Source organism: Ruficoccus amylovorans, assembly GCF_014230085.1.
In the GTDB taxonomy this organism is placed as follows: domain Bacteria; phylum Verrucomicrobiota; class Verrucomicrobiia; order Opitutales; family Cerasicoccaceae; genus Ruficoccus; species Ruficoccus amylovorans.
Genome location: NZ_JACHVB010000021.1, coordinates 50,638 through 65,000 on the forward strand (window position 1 = coordinate 50,638; position 14,363 = coordinate 65,000).

Consider the following 14,363-nt stretch of genomic DNA (forward strand, 5'->3'; position numbering starts at 1 on the left):
ACCATGACCGCTTCCCGCGCCACCATCACCGCCATGCACTATTGTATCCCCCCCGACATTCTCGGGCAGGAGGAGTTGGCGGAGCGCTTCGGGGAAAAAGCGGTCGCCAATATCGCCAAGCTCTCCGGCGTGACCGAACGCCGTGTGGCCGATCCGGGGGTGACGTCGGTCGATCTGGCCGAGTGTGCCGCCCGGCGCTTGATGGAAGCGCAGGGTGTTGCGCCGGAGTCGATTGACTTTGTGTTGTTTGCCACCCAGACGGGCGACTACCAGCTCCCGGCCTCGGCCTGTGTCTTGCACGGGCGGCTTGGATTGGCAAAAAACTGCGGCGCGCTCGACATCGGGCTGGGCTGCTCGGCCTTTCCCTACGCCCTGAGCGTGGCCAACGGCCTCATCGCCACCGGCGTTGCCCGCCGCGTGCTCCTCATCAACGCCGACACTCTGACCAAGGTAATCCATCCGCGGGACCGCGGGCTGGTCCCGCTCCACGGTGACGGAGCGGTAGCAACCCTGCTGGAACCGGCTTCCGGCGAGGCGGGGCTGCTCGGTTTCGAACTGGGGACGGATGGCTCCGGCGGCGAACACCTGATGATCCCGGCCTCCGGGGCGCGCCACCCGCGCAGTGCCGAGACCGCGCGGGAGATCGAGGACGAGACCGGCTCGGTCCACACACAGGAGCACCTTCAGATGAACGGCCCGGCGGTTTTCCAGTTCTCGATCCGTGAGACGCCCGCCGCGCTCAAGCGCGCTTTTGAGAAATGGAACATCGCCCCCGGCGATCTCGATCTGCTGGTGTTGCATCAGGCCAATCGGATGATGCTCGACCTGATTTACAAAAAAGCGGGCCTGGGGCCGGAGCAGCAGTTTTTCTTTCTGGAGAAAATCGGCAACATGAGCGGCGCATCTTCGCCGATGGCGTTGGCCGAAGCCTGGCGCAGCGGGCGGCTCAAGCCCGGAACGCTCGTGGCGGTGGCGGCTTTTGGCGTCGGGCTGTCGTGGGGCGTTGCCCTGATGCGCCTGCCCGAAACACTGGCCGACTGCTCGATGGCGTCCGTCGAGTACGCACCGCAGACTTGAGCGAGCATTTTTCTCTAAATAAAAATACGCCCGATGGAAACGCCCGCGCCCACCTTTAATCTCCACCACACTGGCTACCTGGTGGGCGATCTCCCGGCGGCGGGCGCGCACTTCTGCGGGCTGTTGGGCTACCGGGTGGAGTCGGCGGTGATCGAGGACTCTGCGCAAACCGCCCGGGTGCAGTTCCTGCGGCAACCGGGCGCGGATAGCTGGCTGGAACTGGTCAGCCCGGCCTCGGAAAACAGCAAGCTCAGCTCCGCCCTGAAAAAAGGCGGCGGCCTGCACCACCTCTGCTACGAGGTGGACGAGCTGGGGGCGGCCTGCGCTCATCTGCGTGCCGGAGGGATGTTCCCGTTGGGCGAGCCAGTCCCGGCAGTGGCCTTTCCGGGGCGGCGGATCGCGTGGTTCATGGATGCGCGGCGACTGCTCGTCGAACTGGTCGAGGCGGGCAAGGGGGTGCTTTCGCTGGCGTCATTGCGGGCTGGCCAAGTCTGACCCGCCAGTTTTAGGCTGCGGCCTTGTCTTTCGCCTATCTATTATAAAGACCGTCTTCCAATACAACGGGCGGAACTTTTATCTCCCCGGAAACTCTCCAGCACCATGCCAGACTCTCGCCTGCCGCGCCTGCAACGCATCTTTCGCGATGTGCTCGACGAGCCATCGCTGCAATTAGCGGAGGATTTCTCCACCGCCGCCCATCCCGAGTGGGATTCGGTCGTCATGGTGCAGATCGTCCTCGCGGTGGAGCAGGAGTTCGGCTGCGAACTGGAGATGGCCCAGGTGGCCGAGATCAAGTCGGTGGCGGACATCCTGCGCTGTTTGCCGTAGATGGTGTTCAAATCAAATGTCAGTCACTCTTGAAACGCTGAATGGTTAAATGGCTAAAATGGTTAATTGTTATTTCCTACGTTCAGCATCCAGCAATTAACAATCAGCCATTTAGCCGTGTAACCCTTGGGCTGCAATATTACTTGAAACGCTATACTATATAAGAAGGCATCTTCCCCTCCCGTTCCGCCATGTTGAACCTCACCGCCGAAGCCCTGTCCCGTCTTGATACCCCGGCCCTGACCGCGCTCCTGCGCGCCGCTCCGGAGCCGGGGACCGTGCGCGCACTGTGGGCGGTGGTGAAGGCGTTGCCGACGGTGGATCTGCCGTTGGCGGCGGCACTGCTCGATGTGTTGGCGGCGGAGGGAATGGATTTGGAGACGCTGGAATCGTCCCTTGAAAAAGACTCCGCCTCCGGGACCTCCGAAACCGCCCCTGCCCCGATGGTGGCGTGGTTGCAGGCTTCGCTGCTGGAGCAGGCGGGGGAAACTGATGCGGCCTTGTCGGCGTGGAAAGTTATCGCCGAGTCCGGGGCCTACGGCCATCCCGGTGACGCGCTATTGGCCGTAGCACGGCTGCAATTGCGGACGGGGCATCCGCCGCTGGCACTGGCGACGCTGCGCGAGGCGCTGCGGCGGGGCGAGGAAAGCTACGGCTTCTGGAGTAGGGCCGACCGGCTGGCCCGCAAGCTCTTGCCCAAGTTCCCCATGCCGGAGCGCCCGTTGAAGATCGCGCTCCTGGGCTCGTCCACGACGACGTTTTACGCCGCCACCGTGCGCGTGGCAGCGGTGCGGGACGGGTTTTTCCCCGAAATCTACGAAGCCCCCTTCGGAACCTGGCGGCAGGAGATTTTGAGCGAAAGCTCGGGCTTGTACGCCTTTGCGCCGGATGTGGTCGTCCTGGCCACGCACTGGCGCGACGCCGGACTGGCCACCTTTGCCGCTGAAGATGAGGCCGGGGCGGTGGAACTGCTTTCCGCTGAAGAAGTGCCACCGGTTGTCGCCGAGTTGAAACACGGCTGGGGGCTCCTGCGGGAGCGGCTGGGGTGCCCGGTCATTCAGCACAGCTTTGACCTGCCCGCGGGTGACTCGGGCGGCGCGCTCGGTGCGAACGCGCCCGGCGGGCGCATCCGCTGCCTGCGCGCGCTCAACGAACGCTTGCGCCGCGAGGCTCCACCCGGCGTTGCCGTGCTCGATCTGGAGGCGCTCGCCGCCGGGGCGGCTGGCTGGGTCGATCCGCGCCAGTGGTATATGCACAAGCAGCACCCGGCGCTGGACGCGCTTCCGGCGCTGGCGAACGCCTGTCTGGGGCTGATTCGCGCCGTGCTCGGACTGAGCCGGAAAGTCCTCGTGCTCGACCTCGACAACACGCTCTGGGGCGGCGTCATCGGCGAGGACGGGCTGGCGGGCATCCGCGTGGGGCCGCCGCAGGCCGAGGGCGAGGCCTATGCCGAGTTCCAGCGCTATGCCCGTGAGTTGAAGGAGCGCGGCATTTTGCTGGCTGTCTGCTCGAAAAACAACGAGGCCGACGCCCGCCTGCCCTTTGAAAAACACGACGGTATGGTGCTCGGGCTGGAGGATTTCGCGGTTTTCGTGGCCAACTGGGAAGACAAGCCCGTCAACCTGCGCCGGATCGCCGAGACCCTCAATGTCGGGCTGGACAGCTTTGTCTTCGTCGATGACAACCCAGTGGAGCGGGCCCGTGTGCGGCAGGAGTTGCCACAGGTCGCCGTGCCCGAAATCGGGGCCGACCCGGCGGAGTTTATAAACATTCTCGCCGGCGGGCGGTGGTTCGAGGCGCTCACGCTCTCGGAGGAAGACCGCGTGCGCCACGCCGCCTATCAGGCGAACGCCGAGCGTCGCCAACTGGAAGCCGCCGCTCCCGATCTGAATACTTTTCTACGCCAGTTGCGGATGCGCGTTTCGCACGGGCCAATCACGGAGGTCAACCTGGAGCGGGTGGCCCAGCTTGTCGGCAAGACAAACCAGTTTAACCTGACCACGCGCCGTCACCCGGCGGAGGCGCTGCGGCGCTTCGCGGCTGACCCGGCGGGTTGGACGCGGGTTTTTCGTTTAAAAGATCGCTACGGCGACAACGGGCTGGTCGGGGTTGTCATCGCCACCGCTCCCCGCGAAGGGGAGTGGGAGGTGGACACTTTCCTGATGAGCTGCCGGGTGATCGGGCGCGGCCTGGCCGATTACATGGTGACAACGCTGTTGCGGACCGCCGCCGAGCGCGGTATCCGGCGCGTGACCGGCTTATATATCCCGACGGAGAAAAACGCTTTGGTGGCGGATTTTTATTTCCGCTCCGGCTTTGCCGCCCGACTCGATCCCGCCGAGCAGACCCGGGCCGAAGGACCCCGGCATTTTGTCTTCGAGGTGGGGCGGCAGGATCTCCCCGCCGTGCCCGAGGGGTTGTTTACCGTATCGGAGTAGCCTCTAGTTCCGGGGCAGGCCACACTGGGGAGCGACCTTTCTTGAGGCGAAGGGAAACTTGTTCCCCTTGATACCACCGGGTGTAGCCCGGCTCATCTCCCTGTGCGGCCATGGACAGCGCCTGTTTGTGCTTTAATTTTTGAGGCGGGTCGTTCATCGTGCGCGCATGGTCAAGGAGACCCTGAAATTTCTCACACCCGAAAGTGTCCGCCAGATCGCGGAAGAGTTTGGCACGCCCGTTTACGTGTATGACGAAGCCGCGTTGACACGCCATGCGGAGGCCGCGCTGGCCTTCCCGAACGCCTTCGGGTTGACGGTCCGCTTCGCCATGAAGGCCGCCCCCAACGCCGCCATCCTGCGCGTGTTTCACCGGCTCGGGCTGCACATCGACGCTTCCAGCGGATTCGAGGTCAAACGCGCTCTGCGGGCGGGCATCCCGGCCGAGCACATTTCGCTCAGCACACAGGAGTTTCCCGAAGACTTTGCCCAGCTCTACAAGCACGGCATCCGCTTCAACGCCTGCTCGCTGGCCCAGCTTGAGCGCTTCGGCGAGCTGTTTCCCGGCTGCCGCTGCGGCCTGCGGGTAAATCCCGGCCTCGGCTCCGGCGGCACCGGCAAGACCAACGTGGGCGGCCCGCATTCCAGCTTTGGCATCTGGCACGAGTGGCTGGGCGAGGCCGAAGCCATCGTGGCCAAGTACGGGCTGAGCATCATCCGCATCCACACGCACATCGGCTCGGGCAGCGACCCGGCGGTGTGGGAGCGCGTCGCGCTGATGAGCCTGGAAACGGTGAAGCGCTTCCCCGACGTGGTGACGCTCAACCTCGGCGGAGGCTACAAGGTGGCCCGCATGGCGAGCGAAAAGGCGACCGACCTGCAAGCCATCGGGCAGCCGGTGAAGGCGGCCTTCGAGGCTCTGGCGGCGGAAACGGGCCGCAAGCTCAAGCTTGAGATCGAACCGGGGACTTTCCTCGTGGCCAACGCCGGGGCGCTTGTCTCAATGGTCCGTGATGTGGTCCGCACGGGCGGACCGGACGGCATGCATTTTCTCAAGCTCGACTCCGGCATGACGGAGATACTGCGCCCCTCGCTCTACGCGGCCCAGCATCCGCTGGTCATCGTCCCGGCGCAGGAGCGCGACAGCTCCGCCGAGCGCGAGTACCTCGTGGTCGGGCACTGCTGCGAGTCGGGGGACATTCTCACGACTGGGATGGACGACCCCGAGGCGCTTTTGCCCCGCTGTCTGCCGGAGACATTCCCCGGCGACCTGTGTGTGGTCGAGGGAGCGGGGGCGTACTGCGCGGCCATGTCGGCGAAAAATTACAACTCCTTTCCCGAGGCACCGGAAGTGCTTGTCGGCCTGGACGGGCGTGCGCGCCTCATCCGTCGTCGTCAGCACCCCGACCAGATCGTGCAAAACGAGGTCGATCCGGGCGAGTGAGTGCTTGCAACCGCTGGCAGGCGTAGCCCGGTCGGAGCGGTGCCGAGCGGTAGCGCTCCTGCCGGGATGTTCGAGGCGTCGCTGCGGTTTGCGCTGTCGGTGTGCTGCCGGGGCGTCGCGGTGTAGGCATGCTGCTGGCCGGGGGCGGTTTTGGCGTGCGTTGGCGCAGAGGATGGCTAGGTTGGAGCGGTGGTTTTCTGTGAAAAAAACTTCCCTTTTCTGTCTCTGTTGAAAATTTCCGTGCGTGGCCGAGTGGCATCGGTCTTGGGGCTGGTGGTCGCGTTCCTCGCGGTGATACCTGATCTGTCCGCCGCCGAAGCCGAACCGTGGCCGCAGGAGTACGCGGTCACGCTGCGAGTGTCGCCGGACGAGGCGGCGGCGGATTTTTCCCGCGTGCAGGCCGCGCTGGATGAGGCTTTAAAAATCGCGGGCGAAGACCGGAGCGTGCGCGTGGTCATCGGGCCGGGTGTGTACCGCGAACATGTCGAGCTGGTCGGCGAGCCTGACCGCACCTATGCTCCGGTAGCCATCGTGGCCGAATATCCGGGGCGAGCCGTGCTCAGCGGCAGTCGGATCGTCAACGGCTGGAGGATCGGGGACGATGACTGCTTCGCGGGGGGGGCGGTCGAGGCCGGGGAGGGGACAATGGTCTTTGTGCAGGGGGTGCGGCTGGAGCGTGTGCGCCCGGACCGGCTCCCGCGAGCGGGGCAGTATCGTGTAGTGGAAAAACAAATACGCCTCGTGCCTCCGGCTAACGCCACGGTGGCGGACGGACTGGTCGAGGTGGCGGACGAACTGCCGGGGCAGGTCTTGTGTATCCAAAATATGGATACAGTTCTGGTGTCCGGGCTGTACGTCAGGCAGAGCGGCGGCGAGGGTGTGCGCGTGCAGGCTTGCGGCGCGGTTCGGTTCGAGCACGTGACGAGCGAGCATCACTTTATTTCCGGCTACCACTTCGAGGATCTGGAGCGGCTGCGGCTGGTCAACTCCGACGCCCTGCGCAACGGCAAGGAGGGCGTGGACATTGTCAACGTGGGCCTGGTGGAGGTGGTCAGCGGCTCGGCCTCGATGAACGGCTTCCGCGCCGCCGAGCGGCGGATGATGGACGGGGACGCCTTCGGGCTGATCGCCAATTCCGTGCGCGAGATGAGCCTGCGGAATTTTCAGGCCGCGGATAATCTGGGGACCGGGCTCGGTGTTTTTTATACGACCCAACTTGATCTGGCCCGGAGCAAGCTGCTCAACAACCGGACCGGGATGACCGTCTTTCGAGTGGGGAAGGTGGCACTGAAGGAGGTGGTGCTCGCGGCCAACTCCGGCGGCGGTCTGCTCGTGATGGAAAGCGAGTGCGCGGCGGCCTGGTCGGTTTTTGCCCATAACGGGGAACAGTCAGGGGAGGGGTCGGGCGCGCAGATTGTGGCTACCGACCATGCGTTGCTGTCGCTGGAGCGTTGCATCGTTTCGGGGGGCGCGACCGGGGCGAGGCTGCTGGAGGTTGAGAGTCTGGCCACGCTCGGGCAGCTCTCGGGTAACCTCTATTGGGGTGAGCCGGACGGGTTCCAGATCGGTTCGGCCGGGACGGCGGTGGATTTTGCCACCTGGCAGGCCTTGACCGGGCAGGATCTGAACTCGGCCTGGGGCGACCCGATGTTCAACGACCCGGCGTATTTCGAGTTCATCCCCCTTGGGGATAGTATCTGGTACCGGCAAAAGGATTGGCCCGTCCGTGCGCTGACTGAGTCGGAGACGACTGCCGCGCGCAGGCAGTACCTGGGCGAGGATGCCGCGCCCTGAAAAATTCTGCCCAGAGCCAGCTAGAGACTGGATTTTCTCCCTCGCGTCTCTATTCTCTAGTACTTTACGTAGTTAAATAAAGAAAAGGAATCGCTGGCTCATATGTCGGCGCAACTTTTTCGCAAAACGAGCCTATACCTGTGTCTAACCTCCGGCATCATCCTCTGGGGCAACCCGTTCCTGACAGCGTGCACGCGGTCTGCGTGAGCTTGCCCACGATGCGTGATGTGATGGGGTACGAGGAAAAATGGCCGGAGACGCTGGCCGCAGTGAAGTTTGCCTACCCGCGCTTTGTCTTTCACGACTACGTGCTGCAGGCGGCGGAGCAGGGGGCGCGCAGACACGGACTGGCTGGACGTGCCGTCTATGCGGTGGCCTCGGAGCAGGCCGCGCGCGAAATGGCGCAGTGGATGAAGCTGCTCGATTACGCCATCGTGCCGGAGGGGGATTTCGTCCTTATGCACTTCGCTGACACCCCCGAGGCGCGGACCGGGGCCAAGGCCTTTCTCCAGCACACCGGTACGAGTATTTCCTCCCGCCAGGCAGAGGCTTACCTGCTGGCCGAGGGACTTTTGGATAAGGGCCAGCCCGAGCAGCGGACGGAGACCGGAGCGGAGGAAAAAGTCCTCTCCGTGCTACGCGACTATGTGGCCACACCCGATCTGCACCTGTGCAGCAGCGGGATGAACGCCTTTTACGCCGCGCTCAAGGCCACGCGCCGGCTTCAGGCTCCGCGTGGGCGGCGCATCTATGTGCAGTTGGGATGGCTCTACCTGGACACGATGAAGATTTTGGAGAACTTCCTCGGGCCGGATGAGGAAGTTATCGTGCAGACGGATGTTTTTGATTGGGAGGCGATTGAGAAGATTTTCAGCCAGTACGGGGACCGGTTGGCCGGAGTCGTGACCGAGCTGCCGACCAACCCGCTCGTCCACACGCTGGACATTGGCCGTCTCTCCGGGCTGTGTCTGCGGCACAGGGTGGTACGGATTTTTGACCCGAGTCTGGCCGGGGTCGTCAATGTGGATGTGCTGCCTGGGACGGACCTGCTCATCACGAGCCTGACCAAGTATGCCGCACATGCGGGTGATGTCATGAGCGGGGCGGTGGCGGTCAACCCGGCTTCACCCTTTTACGCGAAATTGCGTGAGCTGCTCCCCCGCGAGGTGCAGGCGCCGCACGGTTCGGATGTGGCGCGGCTGGCCGCGCAGATCGGGGACATGCCTGCCGTGGCCTCGGCCGTCAACGCCAATGCCCTTGCTCTGGCCGATCACCTTTCGCGTTCGGCGAAGGTGGCACGGCTGTTTGCGCCGCTGGAGACGCGTTCGGCGGCGAACTACCGGCTCATCGCCCGCTCTGACGATGCCGTAGGGGCGATTCTGACTTTCGATCTGGCGGGCGATTTGGCGGAGTTTTACGACCGAGCTCGCGTGGTCAAGGGGCCGAGCTTCGGCACCGGCTACACCATGATGTGCCCGTTCCTCTACCTGGCACATTACGACCTGGTGAGCACGCCGGAGGGGCGTGCGCACTTGCGGGCGCGGGGGCTGAACCCCGAGCTTATTCGCCTTTCGGTGGGCGCTGAGCCGGTGGAAGAGATCATCGACGCGCTCGGCTTGTAGACTCGTTTCGGAGCTTTGCGGACAGGCGCTGGCGCCTGAAGGACGGTTTTCCCGGTTATTCTGGCGCGTTCTGCCAGAGGGGAGCTGGGGTGTGTTTGTAAGGAGAGTGTAAAATGAAATTGACCTAATGGACTCTATTAGAGAGAATTAAGTGAGCCCTTTGGCAGTTCCATTGTAACACCTATGAAGATACGAGTGCTTTTGAAACGGTGCTTATTGATCGGCGTAAGCCTTTCACTTGGGGCCGGATGGTTTGCCCGGGCGGCGGATTATCCAAGTGCCTACGACTTGCGCAGCCACGGGCTGCTTACGGCGGTCAAAAACCAGCAGGACCTTGGGGATTGCTGGGCCTTTGCCTCAACGACAGCTTTCGAGGGCTCTCTGCTCAAGCGCGGGCTTATGAGTGGTCCGACGGATCCGAGCGGTCATCTTTCTCCCTGGCACCTTGCGACGCGCAGTGGCACCGAGCCCTCGCTCACCCCTCAGATGGAAGACGGCCACCTCAGCTATGAAAACTGGGGGGCGAACTTCTATCACTCGATTGGCTATTATACGCGAGGGAGGGGAGCGTGGGATTCGCCGACGCCGGACTCGACCATCCCGCAGTTAGGGGGCGGACCGGTTCTGACGAGCAGCAATAGCCTTAACGCTTATCCCTCAGCCGCCGCGGAGGCTTATGAGGACTTGAGTCCGTATGTCCCGCCGGCGGATCAGCCCACGGCCTTTGGCGTGAAGCAGGCCGTCTTTATTAACCAGGGGCAGCACAGTGCCAGCACGCAAATCAACCGGATCAAGGACGGGCTTTTGACCTTTGGCGCGCTCGGCACGGCGATTTACATGGACCAGTCGATTATTAACAAGACCGACTGGACATACATTTATACCGGTTCGGAATCGACCGACCATGATGTTGCGATCGTGGGATGGGATGACAGTAAAGTCGTCAGCGGGGCCAGCAGCACAGGTGCCTGGCTCATTCAGAACTCGTGGGGATCGGACTGGGGCGATGGCGGATACTTCTGGATTTCCTACGAAGATGCGCACGCCGGGAAAAGCTCGACCATGGCGATCGAAGCCATGTCGATGGAGAACTACAGCCAGACGGTTTTACAAAACCAGTATTTTTACGCCGACAATTACCTTCAGATTGAGGAGCTTTCAACCATGTCGGCGGCGGCGATTCTCACGGTTGCTGAAGCCGGCATGCTGGACGCGATCGGGATCATAACCGGGGCGGAGAACATGACGGTCCGTGTCAGCATTTATACGAGCTGGGACGACGTTACCAATGCGCCGGAGGATCTGCTGATCACGACGACGGATACGCTGGAGTTGATCGGCTACCACCTGATCGAATTATCCGAGGAACTGGCCTATGAGGCCGGAGATGAAATCGTCGTGATTGTCGAATACGACTCGGACAGCATTTATTACGATGCCAAGAGTGAAGTAAACGCCGGGGTGAGCTATTACTACGACGGCAGCGAGTGGGTGGATCTGGCTTCGGAAAATACGCCCGGGACATTTTTTGCGAAGGGCCTGATGCTGGTGCCCGAGCCTGCGCACTGGGCCGCACTGGCGGGTTTGATTGTGCTCGGGGTTCTCGTTTGGCGTAAGCGCGATTCGCGGGTACGGCTTGCGGGCGTCGAGGGATAGGGTAGTGTGCGGCATGGACAACCTGACCGTGCGCCCGATGCGGCGTGAAGAACTGGACATCGCCGTGGAGTGGGCCGCCCGCGAGGGGTGGAATCCGGGGCTGCGCGATGCGGAGGCTTTCTGGGCCGCCGACCCGAAGGGTTTCTTCGTGGCTGAGGCCGCGGGCCGGATGGTCGGAACGGGGTCGATGGTTTCGTATGGCGGGGACTTCGGCTTCATTGGATTTTTCATTGTCGAACCGGATTACCGGCACGCGGGGATCGGTTTCCCTCATCTGGGCAACGCGCTGCTGGCGCAGGCGGGCGAACGCCTCAAGCCCGGCGCTCCGGTCGGGATCGATGGCGTGTTTGCCGCACAGCAAGCCTATGCCCGCTACGGTTTTGTCTTTTCCCACCGCAACCTGAGGATGGCGGGCACCGGGCGCTCGTCGCCTCCTGCCGGGTGTCTGAGCGAGCTTTCGCGCGTTCCTTTCAGTGAAGTCGAAGCCTGCGACAAGCGGCACTTCGGCTACGCCCGGCGGGCCTTCCTCGAACGCTGGATCGAGCCGGAGGGTGGGCTGGCGCTTGGGGCGGTCCACCAGGGCGAACTTCGCGGCTATGGCGTGGTGCGTCCTTGCCGGGAGGGCTACAAGATCGGGCCTCTTTTCGCTGACGATGCGGATGCGGCGGAGGATTTGTACTGCGCGCTCAGTGACCGGGCCTGCGGAAAACCCGTCTATCTGGATATACCTGAAAACAATCCCGCCGCCCGCGCGCTGGCGGAACGCCACGGCCTGCGCGAAATTTTCGGCTGCACCCGCATGTATTACGGACGCGCGCCGGAGCTTCCGTGGGAGAATATTTACGGCGTGACCAGTTTCGAGCTGGGGTGAGCGGCGTGCCGCTTGGTGTTGCGGGCGTTCAGGCTTGCGGGGCTGCGGGCGGGGCGTACTTCCTGCGTCCGGCTACGGCGAGGAAACCCGCGCCGAAGAAAAACAGAACTGAAATCATGCCCATGCCGATGCGGGTGCTCAGAACCGGGTGCTCGGGGTTGTTGAACAGCAGGGCCGAGAGCCCCATCAGCGCCGGGCCGAGGATGGCCGCGCTTTTGCCGATCATCGAATAGAAGCCGAAGTAGGCGACCGTCTTTTCCGGTGGCACGATACTGGTGAAATAGCTCCGGCTGAGCGCCTGGATGCCTCCCTGGCACAGCCCGATGAGCGTGGCCAGGATGTAGATCTCCGAAACCTCCATCCCGAAGATGACCGTCGGGGCGGTGTCCATGAATGCTCCGTAAAAGCTCACCACGAGGTAAACCAGGATGGCGACGAAGATCATCTTGCGCGGGCCGATCTTCTGTCCGAGCAGTCCGAAGAGCACCGCGCACGGGACGCCGGCCACCTGCACGCAGAAGAAGGCCGTGATGATTTGCTGCTCGGTGAAACCGATGGTGCTGCCGTAGTTGGAAGCGGTCGTGATGATCGTGTTCACTCCATCGATGTAGAACTGGTACGCGATCAGGAACCACAGGATGTTGCGCTGGCGGATGATCGCCTTGAGCGTTACCCAGGCTTCGACCAGACCGAGCCTGGCCGTGCGGGCGAGTGAGTGCGGATTGTGACGAGGCTCCTCGTGAAAGCGCAGGACCAGCGGCAGGGTGAAGATCGCCCACCACGCCGCCGCCAGCACGAAGAGGAAGCGGCTGGCGTCGAGCTTTGAGCCGAAGCCCAGCGGCTCGTAGTAAGTCGTCGCCAGAAACGTAATCAGCAGCAGTAGAAAGCCCGCCGCGTAGCCGAAGGAAAAACCCAGCCCGCTGATCGTGTGCCGGTTCTGCGCGGTGGAGACGCGCTCCAGCATGGAGTCGAAAAAGATGTTTGCGCTGTAAAAACAGACCGTGCCCACGATATAGACGAGGGTGGCGCTCAGGTAATCGCCCTCGTCCACCAGATACATGGCCGCGCAGGCCACCATCCCGACCGTGGCGAAGCGCAGGAGTAGTTTCTTGCGGATACCGCCCAACTCGGCGATGCTGCCGAGAATCGGCGCGAGCACGAAGACGCAAAAGCTCGCGACGCCGACCGTGAGCGTGAACCAGAAAGTCTGGTCGCTATCGCTCAGGCCGCTGCCCCAGTAGGTCTTGTACAGGCGGGGGAAAATCAGCGCCAGCCCGATCATGGCATAGCCGGTATTGGCCCAGTCGTACAGCGCCCAGGCCAGTGCGCCCTTGGGGAGCTTGCTCATACCGACTCGGAGTGGGAAGTGTCAGGAGCGGGTTTAGCCGGGGAGGGGGCAGGACGCTTGCTGATCGTGTGGAGCTTTTCCATCCGCGAGGGAAGCACATTGCGCAGGGGAGAGATGGAAATGATTTTTCCGATGATGACCGCCACGTAGAGCTGTCCCGTAATCGCCTCCAGTACGGCAAAAACCCGGCCGGGTGTAGTGATTGGAACTATGTCACCGTACCCAAGTGTCGTGAGGGTGACAAAGCTGAAGTAAAAGAAATCCCTGTTGCCGATGACGGCCTGGTCGGAGACGTAGGAGGTGTGGATCTTGAAAGTATCCGGGTTGAGCAGGTCCAGAAAGGTATAGATCAGCGTCCAGTTCATGCCCAGGAGCAGGTACACGCTGATCGCGCCGCAGAGGATGTCCCAGTTGACTTCATTGGCCGTGACCACGGTACGCAGGATTTTAATGTTCACCATCATATAGAAGGCGAATGCCATGGGGACGGCGACGTAAGCGTAGGTGTTGGTGTTAGCCAGCGAGTTGAGCAGATTGACTCCGAAGGCCGGTGCCGCCAGCAGCGCAGTCAGCGTGAAGGCGAGCTTGCTGTCGCTGACCGCCCATAGCGCCGAAAGGATGGTGAGGAAACCGATTACTGCGATAATCGAGCTGAGCCATGCATACTCGTCGATAAACGGATAGGTCACGATCGTGAATAGCAGGACGGTCAGCAGCAGGGCGAACTTGCCCATTGGCAGGTTGCGCCGATTGCGGAAGCGGATTATCTCGATCAGGTTCATGTGAGCATTTCGACGGTTTGGTGCTTTTTGAGCCCGAGGACATCACGGGCGTTGCCGCCGTTAATGGCGATCTCCAGAAATCCTCCCGACCCGAAATAGGCCAGCGGCGCTCCGGGCGAAACGTCCCCGAAGGTCTTCACCAGGGGCAGGCGGTCCGGATGCAGGGAGACGTGCAGCGACTCCGGGCTAAAGTGAACTGCGACGTCCTCGCGCCGCAGGTTGGTGATCGCGTTGCCGAAGTGGTCGAAGGCGATGATGCACCCATGAACGCCTTCGCGCATGAACTCTACTTGCGGCCACACCGTGCTCACAAGGTTGTCGCTGTCCGTCCCGATTGAGGCGAAATCTGCCCCCGAGGCCAGCCGCGCCGCTGCCGGGGCGAAGATGTCGCGCCCGTGAAAAGTATGGGAGGTGCCGGTGCGGTGAAAATCCGTGCCGGTGATTTCGCGTGCCTCGTAGTTTTCGAGGAAGCCGAACAAACCGTTGTCCGGCCCGACAAAGAAATG

General features: G+C 62.8%; 12 protein-coding genes (1 of these 12 running past the window's edge). 9 read left to right on the plus strand and 3 right to left on the minus strand.

Annotation, left to right across the window (positions count from 1 at the left end; all coding sequences use genetic code 11):
- Positions 1 to 3: 3 nt before the first annotated feature.
- The 9 genes from H5P28_RS08625 to H5P28_RS08665 all read left to right on the plus strand — a co-directional run bounded on the left by H5P28_RS08625 (position 4) and on the right by H5P28_RS08665 (position 11,727).
- Positions 4 to 1,077: a 3-oxoacyl-ACP synthase III family protein gene (locus tag H5P28_RS08625; RefSeq protein ID WP_185675311.1), complete on the plus strand. Its 1,074-nt coding sequence runs from the start codon at positions 4 to 6 to the stop codon at positions 1,075 to 1,077.
- Positions 1,078 to 1,110: 33 nt separating this feature from the next.
- Complete coding sequence (locus H5P28_RS08630) at positions 1,111 to 1,572, plus strand: VOC family protein (protein WP_185675312.1); 462 nt, start codon at positions 1,111 to 1,113, stop codon at positions 1,570 to 1,572.
- Positions 1,573 to 1,677: 105 nt separating this feature from the next.
- A complete protein-coding gene (locus H5P28_RS08635) occupies positions 1,678 to 1,905 on the plus strand; it encodes an acyl carrier protein (protein WP_185675313.1) in 228 nt (75 codons plus the stop codon).
- 191 nt (positions 1,906 to 2,096) lie between these two features.
- On the plus strand, positions 2,097 to 4,343 hold the full coding sequence (locus tag H5P28_RS08640; RefSeq protein ID WP_185675314.1) for an HAD-IIIC family phosphatase: 2,247 nt from the start codon (positions 2,097 to 2,099) through the stop codon (positions 4,341 to 4,343).
- A 166-nt stretch (positions 4,344 to 4,509) separates the two neighbouring features.
- Positions 4,510 to 5,784 (plus strand): diaminopimelate decarboxylase, encoded by a 1,275-nt coding sequence (locus tag H5P28_RS08645; protein WP_185675315.1) that lies wholly within the window; start codon positions 4,510 to 4,512, stop codon positions 5,782 to 5,784.
- A 252-nt stretch (positions 5,785 to 6,036) separates the two neighbouring features.
- Positions 6,037 to 7,578 carry a hypothetical protein gene (locus tag H5P28_RS08650; protein WP_185675316.1) on the plus strand — a complete coding sequence of 514 codons (1,542 nt, stop codon included), beginning with the start codon at positions 6,037 to 6,039 and terminating at the stop codon, positions 7,576 to 7,578.
- Between the two features lie 140 nt (positions 7,579 to 7,718).
- On the plus strand, positions 7,719 to 9,200 hold the full coding sequence (locus H5P28_RS19735) for a PLP-dependent transferase (RefSeq protein WP_185675317.1): 1,482 nt from the start codon (positions 7,719 to 7,721) through the stop codon (positions 9,198 to 9,200).
- Positions 9,201 to 9,383: 183 nt separating this feature from the next.
- Complete coding sequence (locus H5P28_RS08660) at positions 9,384 to 10,856, plus strand: C1 family peptidase (protein WP_185675318.1); 1,473 nt, start codon at positions 9,384 to 9,386, stop codon at positions 10,854 to 10,856.
- A 13-nt stretch (positions 10,857 to 10,869) separates the two neighbouring features.
- Positions 10,870 to 11,727 (plus strand): GNAT family N-acetyltransferase, encoded by an 858-nt coding sequence (locus H5P28_RS08665; protein WP_185675319.1) that lies wholly within the window; start codon positions 10,870 to 10,872, stop codon positions 11,725 to 11,727.
- Positions 11,728 to 11,755: 28 nt separating this feature from the next.
- Here H5P28_RS08665 and H5P28_RS08670 read toward each other — a convergent pair whose 3' ends face one another.
- The 3 genes in view from H5P28_RS08670 to H5P28_RS08680 are tightly spaced (each overlapping or abutting the next) and all read right to left on the minus strand, a layout consistent with a single transcriptional unit that may run on beyond the window.
- Complete coding sequence (locus H5P28_RS08670; RefSeq protein WP_185675320.1) at positions 11,756 to 13,075, minus strand: MFS transporter; 1,320 nt, start codon at positions 13,073 to 13,075, stop codon at positions 11,756 to 11,758.
- The gene (locus H5P28_RS08675; protein WP_185675321.1) at positions 13,072 to 13,857 is read right to left on the minus strand and encodes a potassium channel family protein; all 786 of its coding nucleotides are present in this window, start codon (positions 13,855 to 13,857) and stop codon (positions 13,072 to 13,074) included. The genes H5P28_RS08670 and H5P28_RS08675 overlap by 4 nt, the downstream gene beginning before the upstream one ends.
- Positions 13,854 to 14,363: the 3' portion of an SAM hydrolase/SAM-dependent halogenase family protein gene (locus tag H5P28_RS08680; RefSeq protein ID WP_185675322.1), read on the minus strand. Its footprint extends 273 nt past the window's final position; 510 of the gene's 783 nt are visible here — the last part of the coding sequence; its start codon lies beyond the right edge, outside the window — the gene reads right to left on this strand; the stop codon is at positions 13,854 to 13,856. The genes H5P28_RS08675 and H5P28_RS08680 overlap by 4 nt, the downstream gene beginning before the upstream one ends.

What these genes read in the sequence shown, in the direction of transcription:
- H5P28_RS08635 (WP_185675313.1), top strand. Translation starts at nt 1,678, where the DNA reads ATGCCAGACTCTCGCCTGCCGCGCCTGCAACGCATCTTTCGCGATGTG.
- H5P28_RS08630 (WP_185675312.1), top strand. Translation starts at nt 1,111, where the DNA reads ATGGAAACGCCCGCGCCCACCTTTAATCTCCACCACACTGGCTACCTG.
- H5P28_RS08670 (WP_185675320.1), bottom strand. Translation starts at nt 13,075, where the DNA reads ATGAGCAAGCTCCCCAAGGGCGCACTGGCCTGGGCGCTGTACGACTGG.
- H5P28_RS08625 (WP_185675311.1), top strand. Translation starts at nt 4, where the DNA reads ATGACCGCTTCCCGCGCCACCATCACCGCCATGCACTATTGTATCCCC.
- H5P28_RS08640 (WP_185675314.1), top strand. Translation starts at nt 2,097, where the DNA reads ATGTTGAACCTCACCGCCGAAGCCCTGTCCCGTCTTGATACCCCGGCC.
- H5P28_RS08665 (WP_185675319.1), top strand. Translation starts at nt 10,870, where the DNA reads ATGGACAACCTGACCGTGCGCCCGATGCGGCGTGAAGAACTGGACATC.
- H5P28_RS08675 (WP_185675321.1), bottom strand. Translation starts at nt 13,857, where the DNA reads ATGAACCTGATCGAGATAATCCGCTTCCGCAATCGGCGCAACCTGCCA.
- H5P28_RS08645 (WP_185675315.1), top strand. Translation starts at nt 4,510, where the DNA reads ATGGTCAAGGAGACCCTGAAATTTCTCACACCCGAAAGTGTCCGCCAG.
- H5P28_RS08660 (WP_185675318.1), top strand. Translation starts at nt 9,384, where the DNA reads ATGAAGATACGAGTGCTTTTGAAACGGTGCTTATTGATCGGCGTAAGC.